This window comes from Amycolatopsis sp. cmx-11-51 (assembly GCF_047608665.1).
Lineage (GTDB): Bacteria > Actinomycetota > Actinomycetes > Mycobacteriales > Pseudonocardiaceae > Amycolatopsis.
The window spans coordinates 897,039-910,424 of record NZ_JADNQO010000001.1; the positions used below are offsets into that span (position 1 = coordinate 897,039).

Annotated in this window: 15 protein-coding genes and 1 tRNA gene; 8 read left to right on the top strand and 8 right to left on the bottom strand. The window is 68.0% G+C overall.

Going from position 1 to position 13,386, the window contains the following annotated elements; translation table 11 throughout:
- Positions 1 to 76: 76 nt before the first annotated feature.
- The 4 genes from ACM6LU_RS04560 to ACM6LU_RS04575 all read right to left on the bottom strand — a co-directional run bounded on the left by ACM6LU_RS04560 (position 77) and on the right by ACM6LU_RS04575 (position 2,967).
- A complete protein-coding gene (locus ACM6LU_RS04560; protein WP_414936275.1) occupies positions 77 to 712 on the bottom strand; it encodes a hypothetical protein in 636 nt (211 codons plus the stop codon).
- A gap of 132 nt (positions 713 to 844) precedes the next feature.
- Complete coding sequence (locus tag ACM6LU_RS04565) at positions 845 to 1,057, bottom strand: hypothetical protein (RefSeq protein WP_414936276.1); 213 nt, start codon at positions 1,055 to 1,057, stop codon at positions 845 to 847.
- Positions 1,058 to 1,351: 294 nt separating this feature from the next.
- A complete protein-coding gene (locus ACM6LU_RS04570) occupies positions 1,352 to 2,005 on the bottom strand; it encodes a hypothetical protein (RefSeq protein ID WP_414936277.1) in 654 nt (217 codons plus the stop codon).
- 131 nt (positions 2,006 to 2,136) lie between these two features.
- Complete coding sequence (locus tag ACM6LU_RS04575; RefSeq protein WP_414936278.1) at positions 2,137 to 2,967, bottom strand: SDR family NAD(P)-dependent oxidoreductase; 831 nt, start codon at positions 2,965 to 2,967, stop codon at positions 2,137 to 2,139.
- Positions 2,968 to 3,113: 146 nt separating this feature from the next.
- Here ACM6LU_RS04575 and ACM6LU_RS04580 point away from each other — a divergent pair, with 146 nt between their 5' ends.
- Together ACM6LU_RS04580 and ACM6LU_RS04585 are read left to right on the top strand one after the other, a co-directional pair.
- On the top strand, positions 3,114 to 3,860 hold the full coding sequence (locus ACM6LU_RS04580; RefSeq protein WP_414936279.1) for a serine protease: 747 nt from the start codon (positions 3,114 to 3,116) through the stop codon (positions 3,858 to 3,860).
- Between the two features lie 7 nt (positions 3,861 to 3,867).
- Positions 3,868 to 4,086, top strand: a complete 219-nt coding sequence (locus ACM6LU_RS04585; protein ID WP_414936280.1) for an RNA-binding S4 domain-containing protein — start codon at positions 3,868 to 3,870, stop codon at positions 4,084 to 4,086.
- A 23-nt stretch (positions 4,087 to 4,109) separates the two neighbouring features.
- Here the strand turns inward: ACM6LU_RS04585 and ACM6LU_RS04590 are convergent, their stop codons facing one another.
- Positions 4,110 to 5,054 carry an Ldh family oxidoreductase gene (locus tag ACM6LU_RS04590; protein ID WP_414936281.1) on the bottom strand — a complete coding sequence of 315 codons (945 nt, stop codon included), beginning with the start codon at positions 5,052 to 5,054 and terminating at the stop codon, positions 4,110 to 4,112.
- Between the two features lie 113 nt (positions 5,055 to 5,167).
- Between ACM6LU_RS04590 and ACM6LU_RS04595 the strand changes: the two genes are divergently transcribed.
- The 3 genes from ACM6LU_RS04595 (at position 5,168) to ACM6LU_RS04605 (ending at position 6,105) form a co-directional block, all read left to right on the top strand.
- Complete coding sequence (locus ACM6LU_RS04595; protein ID WP_414936282.1) at positions 5,168 to 5,455, top strand: DUF2277 domain-containing protein; 288 nt, start codon at positions 5,168 to 5,170, stop codon at positions 5,453 to 5,455.
- A 28-nt stretch (positions 5,456 to 5,483) separates the two neighbouring features.
- Positions 5,484 to 5,828: a DUF4190 domain-containing protein gene (locus ACM6LU_RS04600; protein WP_414936283.1), complete on the top strand. Its 345-nt coding sequence runs from the start codon at positions 5,484 to 5,486 to the stop codon at positions 5,826 to 5,828.
- A 188-nt stretch (positions 5,829 to 6,016) separates the two neighbouring features.
- Positions 6,017 to 6,105, top strand: a tRNA-Ser gene (locus ACM6LU_RS04605).
- 50 nt (positions 6,106 to 6,155) lie between these two features.
- Here ACM6LU_RS04605 and ACM6LU_RS04610 read toward each other — a convergent pair.
- On the bottom strand, positions 6,156 to 7,946 hold the full coding sequence (locus ACM6LU_RS04610) for an RICIN domain-containing protein (RefSeq protein WP_414936284.1): 1,791 nt from the start codon (positions 7,944 to 7,946) through the stop codon (positions 6,156 to 6,158).
- A 242-nt stretch (positions 7,947 to 8,188) separates the two neighbouring features.
- Here ACM6LU_RS04610 and ACM6LU_RS04615 point away from each other — a divergent pair, with 242 nt between their 5' ends.
- On the top strand, positions 8,189 to 8,596 hold the full coding sequence (locus ACM6LU_RS04615; RefSeq protein WP_414936285.1) for a YciI family protein: 408 nt from the start codon (positions 8,189 to 8,191) through the stop codon (positions 8,594 to 8,596).
- A gap of 8 nt (positions 8,597 to 8,604) precedes the next feature.
- A complete protein-coding gene (locus tag ACM6LU_RS04620; protein ID WP_414937086.1) occupies positions 8,605 to 9,747 on the top strand; it encodes an RNA polymerase sigma factor in 1,143 nt (380 codons plus the stop codon).
- Here the strand turns inward: ACM6LU_RS04620 and ACM6LU_RS04625 are convergent.
- Positions 9,728 to 10,240 (bottom strand): MarR family winged helix-turn-helix transcriptional regulator, encoded by a 513-nt coding sequence (locus ACM6LU_RS04625; protein WP_414936286.1) that lies wholly within the window; start codon positions 10,238 to 10,240, stop codon positions 9,728 to 9,730. The two genes, ACM6LU_RS04620 and ACM6LU_RS04625, sit on opposite strands and share 20 nt — an antisense overlap.
- A gap of 538 nt (positions 10,241 to 10,778) precedes the next feature.
- Between ACM6LU_RS04625 and ACM6LU_RS04630 the strand changes: the two genes are divergently transcribed.
- Positions 10,779 to 11,711 carry a neutral zinc metallopeptidase gene (locus tag ACM6LU_RS04630; protein ID WP_414936287.1) on the top strand — a complete coding sequence of 311 codons (933 nt, stop codon included), beginning with the start codon at positions 10,779 to 10,781 and terminating at the stop codon, positions 11,709 to 11,711.
- A gap of 96 nt (positions 11,712 to 11,807) precedes the next feature.
- Here the strand turns inward: ACM6LU_RS04630 and ACM6LU_RS04635 are convergent, their stop codons facing one another.
- Complete coding sequence (locus ACM6LU_RS04635; protein ID WP_414936288.1) at positions 11,808 to 13,349, bottom strand: M28 family metallopeptidase; 1,542 nt, start codon at positions 13,347 to 13,349, stop codon at positions 11,808 to 11,810.
- Positions 13,350 to 13,386 lie beyond the last annotated feature (37 nt).

The following is a 13,386-nucleotide window of genomic DNA, read 5'->3' on the forward strand; positions in this document are numbered from 1 at the left end:
CCCCATAATCATCGTCACCGGTCCCCCTTCCGTACGCATTTCAATGTATCCGAGGTAGTACTGAGGGTGGCTTGAGTCAATTTCGGAACACACAGATGGAGCAGTGGGAGGGAGGATCATCATGAACGGTCGCGAGGACTGATCCCATCGATTTACCGGTCCGGCTCCCGGCCGGAAGCCACATATCGGGCCCGGTGCCGATGGCAAGTTTCCCCGCCATCGCCATCGGGCCCGCCGAGGCGCCGGCGACCGTCGCGGCCACCCCGACGGCCACGAACGGGCCGGTCAACTGCCCGAGCCCGCCCGCCGGCATGATCCCGATTCCCCGCGCCGTCACCGAACTCATCGAGGTCAGGCTCATCGCCTGCGCCCGGACGCCGTCCGGCACCGCGCGGGCCATCAGCGCGACGGCCTGCAGGTGGTACGGCGCCACTGAGCCCGATCGGCGCGAGACAGAGCGGCGGTGAAGGGCGAAAGAAGGCAAAAGCAACGGAACAACGGATGCGAAGGCGAGAATGTCCACTATTCGCGTTTTCCGCCGCGCTGGAACCCATTTCGTGAAGATCCACGATCCAATTACCGAACCCACCGGATCGGCCGCGAGAATGAGGCCGACCGCGAAACCCCCCGCCCCGAGTTCGACGGCGAGCGGTGCCGCGAGCCCTTCCAGCGCGATGGCGAACCCGGCGAGCATCTTCAGCCCGAACAACATCCGGATTCCCCTGCCCTGCCACAGTTCCCTGGCACCTCACCACTGAAAGCCCGCGCCACCCGGCTTTTCACCGAGGATTCCGTGACGGCGGGCGTCCGGCGACGGACACGAGCAGCGCCGAGACCACAAAGGTCACCGCGTCGATGACCAGTCCACCACCGCCGAATCCGACCAGCTGTGCCGATGGGATGGTGATCGTGCGAACCGCGAGCCGGCGACGTACCACTCGCCTTCGAGAACGTCCGGGAGCAACGCGAGTTGCGCCGTCCGGAACGGGCCGCCCGCCATCGTCAGGATCACCAGCAGTCCGGCGAGGACCGGCAACGGCGTCCCCGGTATGGCCATCAGGCCGACCCGGCGAACAAGGTGCCGCCGATCAGCGTCGGCAGATACGTCAGCCCGTAGGCCCGGTCAGCCCCGCCGGCGCCGTTCTTTCCCGGACCAGCACCGACAACGCGACTCTTGCCAGCTGGTCACCGGCCTGCGAAGGCGGCCTTGAACGCGGTGTCCTGATCGGAGTCCCCCTTTTCCATGAGCCCCTCCCCTTGACTCACGGTAGTCGATCACCTCCGCTGTGCCAGCGGCCATCCGGCCCCCCACTCCCGGCAGTGTCCACTGTGGAGAGACGATTCCGGATGGTCAGCGGCCTGCGCCGTATCCCCTCATTCCCTGTGCCATTTCCATCGCCAGCGCGTTCACCGCGGCGGGATCCACTATGGTCCGGAGACCGTCCGTGGTCCTGTCCCGCGCTCCGACGTCGGAACGCGGCTGCTCCGTCTGCCGCGGCTCGGCCGGCGGCAGGGCGACGGCTTCTTCCTTCGCGGCCTTTTTCTTCGTCGGGGCGGGCACTTGCTGCTTCACGGTGACCGGAACGTAGACGGTCACCGGCGCGGGCTGCGCGGGCTGGACGACCGGTGGCGCGGCCTGCTGGGTCGCCACCGCGGGCAGCGGCGGCTCGGGCAAGGCGGTGTCGTCGACCGGCTCGAGGGTGAACGTGCCGGCGAACCAGCCGAGCGCGAGCAGCGCCACCCCGGCACCGCCGACCAGCCAGGACCTGGCGCGACGATGGATGACGACGGCCTTGGGCCGCAGGTCCTTGTCGACGACCGGTTCACAGGCCGGGGCCTTGACCGCCAGCGGCTCCGGCTCGACCTTGTTCTTCGGGCTGCGCCGCCGCTTCGGCAGGCTCGCCGCGATGATCCCCGTCCGGTCCAGCAACTCGGTTGTCTCGACGGGCACACCGGCACAGAGCGCGGCATCGGTCGACGGACGGCGCTGGGCGGCGCGCGGCATGGGGACCTCCGGAAGGGGAATCACGAACGTCAGCATTGTGGTGCATTTCCGACGCCGCCGTAAGTAATGCACCCCGATCGAGTTATCCGAAGCCGTTCGGACCACGGAGAGTTACTCCGTTCAGCGGCCCCTCATTTCCGGAAACCCCGCATGCCGAGGCGTCCCAGCAGCGCGAGAGGGCGCTGATAGAAAGAACCGAGGACGCGGGGAATCGCGTCGATGACGTAGGCGTCGCCACCGATCAGGATGCGCGGCGTCTTCCGTTCGATACCGCGCACGATGGTCCGCGCGGCCTTCTCCGGCGTCGTCCTCGCGATCTTCTCGAAGCCCTTGGCGGCTTTGTCGATGTCCCGTTCGACGCCACCCCGCGCGTCGCGGGCGATATTCGTCTTGATGCCGCCGGGATGTACACAGCTGACCGCGACCGGATGCCGGGCGATCAGCATTTCCTGCCGCAGTGCCTCGGTGAACCCGCGCACCGCGAATTTCGCCGCGTTGTAAGCACTTTGCGTGGGCACACCGATGAAGCCGAACACACTCGAAAGGTTGACGATGTGCCCGTCACCCGAAGTGATCAGCTGCGGAAGAAAGGCTTTCGTGCCGTTGACCACCCCGCCGAGATTGATCCCCATCAGCCAGTCGTAGTCGTCCCAGGTCATTTCCTCGACCGTCGCGCCGAGCGCGACCCCGGCGTTGTTCACCACGAGGTTGGCGCCCCCGAAATCGACGGCGACCTCCTCGGCGTGCGCGAGAACGGCGTCACGGTCGGCGACGTCCAGTTCGTACGCTTTCGCGGTGCTGCCCGCCTTCTCGCACAGTGCGGTGGTTTCGGCCGCGCGGACGGCGTCGACGTCGGAGAGCGCCAGCCGCGCGCCGCGTCCCGCCAGCTCGATCGCGAGTGCCCTGCCGATTCCCGATCCCGCGCCCGTGATCACCGTGACCTTGTCCGTGAACGACTTCATACCCGCTCCTCGCAGCTCGACTGTTACCGGAGGTAACACATACTACGGCTGTGAGCTTGCTGTGCGTTGATCGCTTCGGGCTGTGTTCGTGGACCGCTTATGGTGATCTGTAGCCAAGACAGTCGTGGACGAGCGGAAGGAAGGCGATGCGCCGCGCCCTGTTGTTCGCGCTCTGTGTCGTTCTGGCCGGCTGCTCCGCCGCGTCGGCCCCCGCCGAGACCACCGCCGACGACACCGTCGTGGCGGTGGAGGCCACCCACAACCCGGCGATCGGCGCGCTGTTCCTCGACGGGTCGCATTACTGCACGGCCAGCGTCGTCCACAGTGGCCCGGGAGACCTCCTGCTCACCGCGGCACACTGTCTCCACGACGGCGAAGGCGGCGAATACGCGACGGGGATCTCGTTCGCGCCCGGTTACCACGACGGCGTCGCGCCCTACGGCTACTGGGACGTCTCGGATCCTCAAGTTCCCGACGGCTGGTCCGATTCGTCTGATCCTGACCTCGATGTCGGGTTCGCTACCGCGCGCCAGGCAGGCAACGCGAAGAGCCTCGAAAGCGTCACCGGTGCCAACACCCTGATGACCGGCGGCGGGTTCGCCCACACGATCACCCTGACCGGTTACCCCGACGAACGGGAAGCACCGGTCGTCTGCCACGGCACCAGCGTCAAGGCCGACACCTACCAGATGCGCGTCGCCTGCCCCGGCTTCACGACCGGCACCAGCGGCGGCCCGTGGGTGGTCGCCCCCGACCCGGCGACCGAACTCGGCACCGTCGTCGGCGTGATCGGTGGCTATCTGTACGGCGGGGACGATCCGGACACGTCCTACAGCAGCTATTTAGACACCGACGTCGCCACCTTGTACCGGAAGATGGACGCGCGGGGATGATCTCCCCATGAGCATCCACGACGTCCCGATCACCGGCGAACCGATCCGCCTCGGCCAGTTCCTCAAACTCGCCAAACTGGCCGAAGACGGTTCGCACGCCAAAGACCTCCTCGACGCCGAAGAGGTCACGGTCAACGGCGAGGTGGAGGTCCGGCGCGGCCGTCAGCTGACGAACGGCGACGTCGTGGAGGTCGGCGGCGAAGGCGGCCGCGTCGTCCTGGCCTAGCGTCACGGTCACGCGTGTTGTGCCTAGCGGCCCTGTAAGGGCGCCAGGCGCAGCGCCTTGGCGAGGCCTTCGAGTTCCCGGTGCATCTGCTCGTTCAGCGGGACACCCAGCGCTTGGCACTGTTCGAGGTACTGCGCCTCGCGCCAGCCTGGATAGCGGACCGGGGTCCCGCCGTCCCAGCCGAGCAGGCTGCCGAACAGCGCGCTCGCGGCCTTGTAGAAGCCCTCGGCGCTGCGGAGCGTCGTCGGCGCGATGGCCATCACCATGAGGCCGGTGTCGTGATCGTGGTCGCCGACTCCCGACAGCACCCCGGCGAAGATCTCGACCAGCAGGGCGAATCCGGCGACGGCGGCGCTGTCGACGTCGTTGAGGGTGTCCAGGTCGAGGACGAATTCGGGGTACGCGCCGGCGGGGGCGGCCATGCCGAGCGGGTTCGCGGCCCTCCCGTGCTCACCGCCCGCGGCCATGACGAGCCCGATCATGGTGTGCGGCAACGCCCTCGCGGCGTGGTGCCCGGCGCGGCCGAACGGCCCGACGCCGCGGACGGACAGGAGCCCGACGCCGTAGCGGCCCGCCCGGGACACCGCTCGGTCCATCGCGTCGCTGACGGCCCACAGGCCGGGCGCGCGGCGGTAGTCGATCAGGGCGGCGGCGCCGCGGTCGGCGATCATCAGTGGTTCGGCCCGGGGCCGCACCATGCCGTTGACCAGCATCGGCAGATGCAGCCGGGCCAGTTCGGCGACACCGGATTGCGGGGTCCCGGTGAGATCGCCGTGGCACACCGCCTCGGCGGCCATCCGGGCGCGCGACCACGGCAGGTCGTGCGCGGTGAGGATTTCGGTGACGAGGTCGACCAATGCGTCGATCGGGACGCGCTGCCAGACCTGTTCCGGGATCGGAGAGGGTTCGGCCGGTTCGGTGATCGGTTCGACGGGGGCACGGCGCAGAGAGCGAGGTCTGAGGGACACTCGGCCGAGAGTGCCTTCGCGTGTTTTTCGGCGTCAACGAACCGGGGCACCTTCTAACCGACTGTGTGATCGAAGCGCCCGGAAACGTCGTTGGACGGACGTACGATCGGGGCATGTGCCGGAACATCACCACGCTTCGAGGCCTGGAGCCGGCGGCGACGCCGGACGAGATCGAGGCCGCCGCCCGCCAGTACGTCCGCAAGGTGTCGGGGGTGCAGAGCCTCTCCGACGCCACACGTGAACCGTTCGAAGCCGCCGTCGCGGAGATCACCGAGATCACCCGGCGGCTGCTTTCCGAGCTGCCCGCGCGCCGTCAGCCCCCGGCCAAGGTGCCGCCTTTGCGCCGTCCGGAGGTCCAGGCACGCATCGCCGCGAAAGCCGAGAAGAGTCAAGCGTCCTGAACCAGGCCCCGGCGGTTACGGTGAGCCGGTGACATATCCGCAGGACCCCTACGGTCAGCAGCCGCCGTATGGCCAGCCGTACCAGCAGCCGGGTTATGGCTACGGCCCGCCGCAGCCGCCGCAGGAACAGGGCCTGGCGATCGCGGCACTGGTCGTGTCGATCGTCAGCCTGGTCGTGTGCAGCGGGCTGCCGTCGCTGATCGGCGTCATCATGGGGCACATCGCGCACTCCAAAGCCAAACGCGGTGAAGCAGGCGGCCAGGGGATGGCGCTCGCGGCGATCATCATCGGCTACATCGGTGTCGCGATCATCGTCGGCATCGTGCTGGTGGTCTTGATCGTCGGCATCACGACCGACTGGAACTTCGGTTAGGGCGTGTCTCTCGAACTGATACGGCTGAGTGAGGGACCAGCTGATGTCGCGGCCCGGCCGCGGAAATCCGAAGGCACGCTTTGAGCGACACTGCCTAGTCCGTCCATGCCCCCGCCACCACCCTCGACGGAGCGCTTCGACTAGATCCGAAGCATTTCGGCAAAAGGCCGTCGGATACCCTCGACAGCGGTAGCGTGTCCGAGCGGCCGAAGGAACATGTCTTGAAAACATGCGAGGGCTCTGTCCTCCGTGGGTTCGAATCCCACCGCTACCGCCAGTCTTGAGAAACGAAAGCTCCCCAGGCCCGCGGACCTGGGGAGCTTCCCGTCACGCCGGTACGAGACCCCACACGGTCTCGTCGCTACGGCCGCCCACGAAGGGCCGTTGCTCCAGGAGCGAAGCGGTGCCGTTGTTGACCTGCCGCACCGCCAGTGAGCTGGCCCGGTTCACCAGTCCGTAGCGCGTGTCGGCGCTCCGTAGCAGCTTCCACTGCTGATTGGTGGCCGAGCCGCAGTGCGTCTGTTCGAGCAGCGCGCCCTCCGCCGTACTGCCGGAGACCGGCCGCAGGCACTGGCCGCTCCGCTCGTTGACGATCTTCCAGTACCCGCCGCCCGCGTCGGTGAGCCTCCATTTCTGGCCGTTGTCGTTCTGCCGGGCCACGTTGGTGATCTTCGCGCCGGCGGACGTCGAACCGTCGACCACGGCCGCGCTGTTGCCGTTGGTGGCGACGGCGAGGTAGTACCTCTTGCCCGCCTGCGGGCCGGGATCGGCGACGGGGTTCAGGGTCCACTGCTGGTTGGCCGCCCCGGTGTAGGGCTGCTGGACGAGCGGGGCCGGATACGCGCCGCCGTCGGTGATCGCGTAGCCCGTCATATAGTTGAAGATCGCCACCTTGCCATTGCCGAGTGGCTGGAACGCCCACCGCATGCCGTTCTGGCCGTTGCAGTCGTACTGCAGGATCTGCGTGCCGGGTGCCGTGCCGCTCTGGGCGCTGTCGGCGCACAGCTGGCTGTTGGCGTTGACGAGTTGCAGACCGGTGTTGTAGCCCAGGATCCACTTCTGGCTCGTGGAGTCGGTCCGGGGCCGCTTGCTGAGATTGGCGAGTCCGCTGGTCGAGGAACCCACGACGTCGATGGCGTCACCGTTGGCGCCCGTGATCACGTAGGTCTTCCCGCCTTGGGCGTGCCCGTCGTCGTTGTCGGGGGTGTCCTTCTTGATCAAAAAGGCGCTGTTCGCGACATTCCAGTGGGTGGCGAGCCAGCTGCCGGGGACGGGGTTCGTGCTGAAGTAGTCGTCGTTCCCGCAGTCCAGCAGGCGATCGAAATCGCGCTGTGTGCAGTCGAAGGACTGGGTGTCGCCGTAACACATCAGGTCCCATTCCTGGGAGCAGTGCCCGCTGCCCTGGTAATGCGGGGCGCCCGGCAGGACCGCGCCGAGCATGTGGCCCACTTCGTGGGCGACGGCGTTGACACCCCAGCAGGGCACGGCGATCTCGGTGTAGTGCCTGCCGTTGTTGAAGGCGTTGGCGGGGCCGGGCTGGTCGTCGCTGTCGCCCCAGGTGCCCGCGCAGGTGTGGGGGTTGTCGGAGAACAGGATGTAGTCACGGTCGGCGTTGTGGAAGCCCGCTTGGATGGCACGGTCGCGGATCGCGCCGGACTGGTACGTGCCGTCGGGCACCACCAGGTTGGCGACGGCGACCTGGCAGCCCGCGCCGGCGGTCGTCACGTAGCGGACGTGCCTGCTGCCGCCCGTCACCGCGGCACTGTCGTTGAACGAGTCGTCCATCCCGGACGCGTAGGCACGCAGGGACGGCACGACGGTCGAGTGCCGGTCGGGTTGACCGGCCTCGCGGACGTAGACCAGTTCGATGCGCTTGCCGGAAACTCCGTCGCCCTCACAGACCACCGGGTTGGCGGCGATCTGCGCCTGAGCGACGGAGGGAGCGAGCGGGGCCACCGGGGCCGCGCCGGGCGGCAGCGCCCGAGCGTGATCCCTGGCGGCGAAGGCGGTGGAGTCATCGGAGGAGGCGGCGGCCCCCGCGGTCTCACCCGCGAGCAAACCACCTACGAGGCCGGCGATCACCAGTACGCCGGCGTATCTCCGTTTTGCTTGGGACAAATGTTCTTCCTTTCACGATGGAGGACGCAATAAGAAGGCTAGAGATCGGACGTATAGACCACCAGGCAGAAAAACCAGCAGGCTACTTTTCGATGCCAGGCGACAATTCACTCGAATGGTGCTTGCGGCAAGTCAGCGTAAGGTCGGATGAAATCGCTCATCACAAGAAATTACGCGTGTCCTGCTCCTTTCAGGCGACGAGCACGCCACAATGGCCGCACGATCATCGAGGAGAACCCGCCATGCCCAAGTACCTGCTGCTCAAGCACTACCGCGGTGCTCCGGCGTCGGTCAACGACGTACCGATGGACCAGTGGGCCCCGGAAGAGATCACGGCGCACGTGCGATACATGAAGGACTTCGCGACCCGGCTCGCGGAGACCGGCGAATTCGTCGAAGAGCGGGCTCTCGCCCCCGAAGGCACCTTCGTCCGATACGACGGCGAAGGCCGCCCGCCGGTCACTGACGGCCCGTTCGCCGAGACCAAGGACCTCATCGCCGGCTTCATGGTGATCGACGTCGACAGCTACGAGCGAGCGCTCGAACTGGCGGGTGAGCTGTCGGCCGCTCCGGGGGCAGGCGGCAAGCCGATCCACGAGTGGCTCGAACTGCGTCCGCTGTGGGGCGTGCCGCTCGTCATCGCGGAGTGACCACCGAGATGGACGAGGTGCTGCTCCGGAACCTCACGCCGAACGTCCTGGGGGTCCTCGTCCGCCGCGGAGCCGACTTCGCGGCGGCGGAGGACGCCGTGCAGGAAGCGCTGATCGAGGCCGTCCGCGTCTGGCCCGGCGACCGGCCGAAGGATCCGAAGGGCTGGCTCGTCACCGTGGCGTGGCGCAAGTTCCTCGACATGGCCCGGTCGGACGCCGCCCGGCGCCGTCGCGAGGACCTCGTCGACGACGAGCCGGAGCCCGGGCCCGCTCCCGATTCGGACGACACACTGCAGCTCTACTTCCTCTGTGCCCACCCTTCGCTGACGTCGTCGTCCGCGGTCGCCCTCACGCTGCGCGCCGTCGGCGGGCTGACCACCCGCCAGATCGCCCAGGCCTACCTGGTGCCCGAGCCGACCATGGCGCAGCGCATCAGCCGCGCCAAACGCACCGTCGCCGGGGTGCGGTTCGACCAGGCGGGTGACGTCGCCACCGTGCTGCGCGTGCTCTACCTGGTGTTCAACGAGGGCTACTCCGGCGACGTCGACCTCGCCGCCGAAGCCATCCGGCTGACCCGGCGGCTCGCGGCCGCGATCGACCATCCCGAGGTCGCGGGATTGCTCGCCCTCATGCTGCTGCACCACGCCCGGCGTGCCGCCAGGACCGCGTCCGACGGCAGTCTCGTGCCGCTCGCCGAGCAGGACCGCGGCCGCTGGGACACCGGGACGATCGCCGAAGGCGTCGAGATCCTGCAGGCGGCGCTTGCCCGCGACAAACTGGGCGAATTCCAGGCACAAGCCGCCATCGCGGCACTCCACGCCGACGCGCCGGCCACCGAAGAGACCGACTGGGCGCAGATCGTCGAGTGGTACGACGAGCTCGCCGCCCTCACCGACAGTCCGGTCGTCCGGCTCAACCGCGCGGTGGCCGTCGGCGAGGCCGACGGACCGCGGGCGGGCTTGGCCGCGCTCGCGGAACTGGACGACTCACTCCCCCGGCACACCGCGGTCGCCGCCTACCTCCACGAGCGCGACGGCGACTTGACCAAGGCGGCGAAGCTGTACGGCCAGGCGGCCGAGAAGGCGGCCAACCTCGCGGAGAACGCCCATCTGACGCGTCAGGCGGCCCGGCTCAACGCCCTTCTGAGGTGACCGGCGGCAGGCGCGGGAGGCCGTCGATCTCCGACAGATGCTCCAGCACCCGCCCGAAAGCCTGCCCCAGCACCTTCTGCTCTTCAGGACTCAGCAGGTCGATCAGGTGCTCCCGAACGCCTTCGACATGCGTCGGCGCCGCACCGTCCAGCAGTTCCGAGCCACGCCCGGTCAGCTCCGCGACGACGCCGCGCTTGTCCGCCGGGTCGCGGGTGCGGCGGATGACGCCCTCGGCCTCCAGCCGGACCATCTGGTGCGAGAGCCTGCTCTTGGTCGAGCCGAGCATGCTCGCCAGTTCCGTCATCCGCATCCGGTTGTCGGGCTGGAGCGAGAGGCAGACCAGCACCTCGTAGTCGGCGAGCGTGACGTCATGACGCTCGGCCAGTTCACGGTGCAGGCGTTGCCGGAGCCGCATGGTGGCGACGATGTACGAGCGCCACGCGACCATCTCCGGCTCGGACAGCCAGCGCACATCGTTCTGCTCCACCGCCATCCACGCAGGGTAGATCGTTGATCGCACGAGACGCATACCCACCGGTCACTTTTCGGCCCCCCGAAAAATCCGGCGGAACATTCGCCCGAAGGAGGGTTACGAAGAGGTTGAGACTCGGCGAGAAAAGGCGCATTCTTCTTGTCAGCGGATGGTCGGGCAAGTATCGGGCGAACCGTCGTAAGGTCGCCGGACCTGCTCCCAGCCGGGAAGGGTCAGGTGGTGGTATGGCGGGTGATTCTCGCGGTTGACCGCCTGCTGTGTCCCCGCGACCGGAACGGAAAGGACCGGGTCGGTCGCGACTGTGAACAGCGAAGAGCGCGGGTATCTCGGATGCGCTCGACAATTCTCGCGCATTCGGCGTCACTCCAGCCTGTTTCGGGTTCGCGGCCTCTTCGACCGCCTCGGCAGCGCCGGACGCCGGCCCGCCGATCACGGCCAACCGGCGATCAGCACAAGACAACCTCGGTAGTTCCTGGGTGCGGCCACGCGAAGCGGCCGCACCCAGGCATATCCGGCCCTCTCCGGTTACGCTTCCCCCGTGCGATTCGACGAAGGCGCGGGCCTGGACACCTCCGAGGTCGGGGACCTGCGCGGCGGTGGTGGCGGTGGCGGTGGCGGTATCGGCGGCCGGGTGGCACTCGGCGGCGGCGGGCTCGGCGTGGTCGGTCTCGTCATCTACTTCCTGCTCGCCCAGTTCGGCGGCGTGAGCCCGAACCCGTCCTCGGGCGGGCTCGGCGGCCTGGGTGAGGTGGGTTCCGGGCAGCAGGTGGACAACACGTCGCTTTCGCAGCAGTGCAAGACCGGCGCGGACGCGAACCGGAACCACGACTGCGCGATCGTCGCCGTCATCAACTCGATCCAGGACTACTGGGGCCAGGAATTCCAGCGGTCCGGGTCGACCTACCGCAAGGCCGTCACCAAATTCTTCAACGGCGGCGTGAACACGGCCTGCGGCAACGCGACGTCGGACGTCGGACCGTTCTACTGCCCGGGAAACTCGGAGGTCTACATCGACCTCGGGTTCTTCAACGAACTCCGTACCAAGTTCGGCGCGCGGGGCGGGCCGTTCGCGGAGGCGTACGTACTGGCCCACGAATACGGCCATCACGTGCAGAACCTCACCGGAGTCTCCAAGAAGGGCACCGGGAGCGGACCGACCTCGGGTTCGGTGCGGCTCGAACTGCAGGCCGACTGCTACGCCGGTGTCTGGGCGAACCACGCCACGACCACGCCGACCGAGACCGGACGGCCGCTGATCAGCGAAATCAGCCAGGAAGACGTCAATTCCGCGCTGGACACCGCTTCGCGGATCGGGGACGACTACATCCAGTCCGAGCTGGGCGGCGGCCGGGTCGACGAGTCGAAGTTCAGCCACGGCACTTCGGCGCAGCGGAAGAAGTGGTTCACCACCGGCTTCGAGACCGGTCAGCCCGCGCGGTGCGACACCTTCGCGACCAACAGCCTGGGCTGAGTCACCGGCGCCCTGGTCACCTGAAGTACAGGAAGGCCCCCTTCCTTGCGCCTGGCGCAAGGAAGGGGGCCTTCCTGTACTTGGGGCACGTGCCTACTACGCGGCGACGTGGTGGTCGTCGGCGTGGACGGAAGCCGTCAGGCTCCGCTGCTTGGACCGCTCAGCCGCGCGAAGGGCCTTCGCCTTCGCGGCCTTGCCACCCGGGACACCATTGATGTTCTCGGTGCTGGTCGCGTACACGCCCAGGGCCCAGGCGACGGCGTCGGAGTTGCGGTCGAGCGCGACGCGGTCGACGTTGCCGAGGTTGTCGCACTTCTGGTGGTAGCACTTGTCGTAAGGAACGTTGGCGCTACCGCCCCACTTCGCCGCCTGCGCTGCGGTCTTCACGCCTTCGGCACCGGTGAACAGGCCACCCGCCGGGATGCCGACGGCGATGAACTGGCCGTAGTCCGAACGACCGGTGAAGTCGGTGCCTTCGACCGGGACGCCCTTGCCCTTCTCGAGGTAGTTCACGAGCGTCTTCTCGAGCTGCGCGGAACCGTAGGGGCCGGGGCCCGCACCGGTGGCGTCGGAGTCGTCACCGTCGTAGGCGAAGTACGCCGCGTTCGGCGAGCCGATCATGTCGTAGTTGTAGTACAGCGCGATGTCGAGCTGCTGTTCGAAGCTCAGCGAGTTGACGTAGTGGGTCGAGCCGACCAGCCCGAACTCCTCCGCGCTCCACCAGCCGAAGCGGACGGCGTTGTTGACCTTGGCCTTGGCGCCCAGCTGCAGGGCGGTCTCCAGCAGCGCGGCCGAACCGGTGCCGTTGTCGTTGATGCCGGGGCCTTCGGTGACGCTGTCGAGGTGCGCCCCGAGCATCACGACGTTGTCCTTGCGACCGGTCTTGGTCTCGGCGAGGACGTTGTAGCTGGTCCGCGCCTCTTGGAGGGCACGCAGGTCGAGGGTGACCGGGGTACCGGCCTTTCCGGCGAGCACCTGGCCGTCGGCCTGGGTGACGCCACCGGTCGGGATCTTGCCCGCGGCCGGGTCACCGAGGGTGCCGTTGACCGGGCCCGGGACGTTGTTGTAGACGATCGCGCCGATGGCGCCCGCCTCGGCGGCTGTCGCCTGCTTCTGCGCGAAGGAGCAGCCACCACGCTGGATCAGCGCGATCTTGCCGGTGACCCCGCCGGCGTAGTCGGCCGCTTCGCAACCGCTGGTGTCGTCGACCGGGACCACCGCGAGCGGCGCGGTGATTCCGCCCGCCGGCGTCGACGGGCTGTAGGACATGATGATGATGGGGACGTCGGCGCCCGCGACCGTCAGCTTCTCCGCGAGGGTTTCCGCGTAGGTGAACGGGAACTCCTGGCGGGTGACCGCGAAGCCGGCCTGCTCCAGCTTCGTGGCGACGTACTCCGCGGACTTCTTGTGGCCCTCGGTGCTGGCGGCGCGGCGGCCGCCGTTCGCGTCCGAGATCCGCTGAAGGGCGATCAGGTGCCGGTTGACACTGGCGCCGTCGACCTTGTTGACGAGCTGCTTGGCCAGCGCGGGGCCGTCGAGCTTGGGCGCGGCCGTCGCAGCGGGAGCCATTCCGACCGTGAGCGCGGCGGTCGCCATCACCACGATCGAGGGAACGATGCTTCTTCGCGAATATGACATGGGGGTCACCTTTATGTGGTTTGCGCCACAGGTCAAC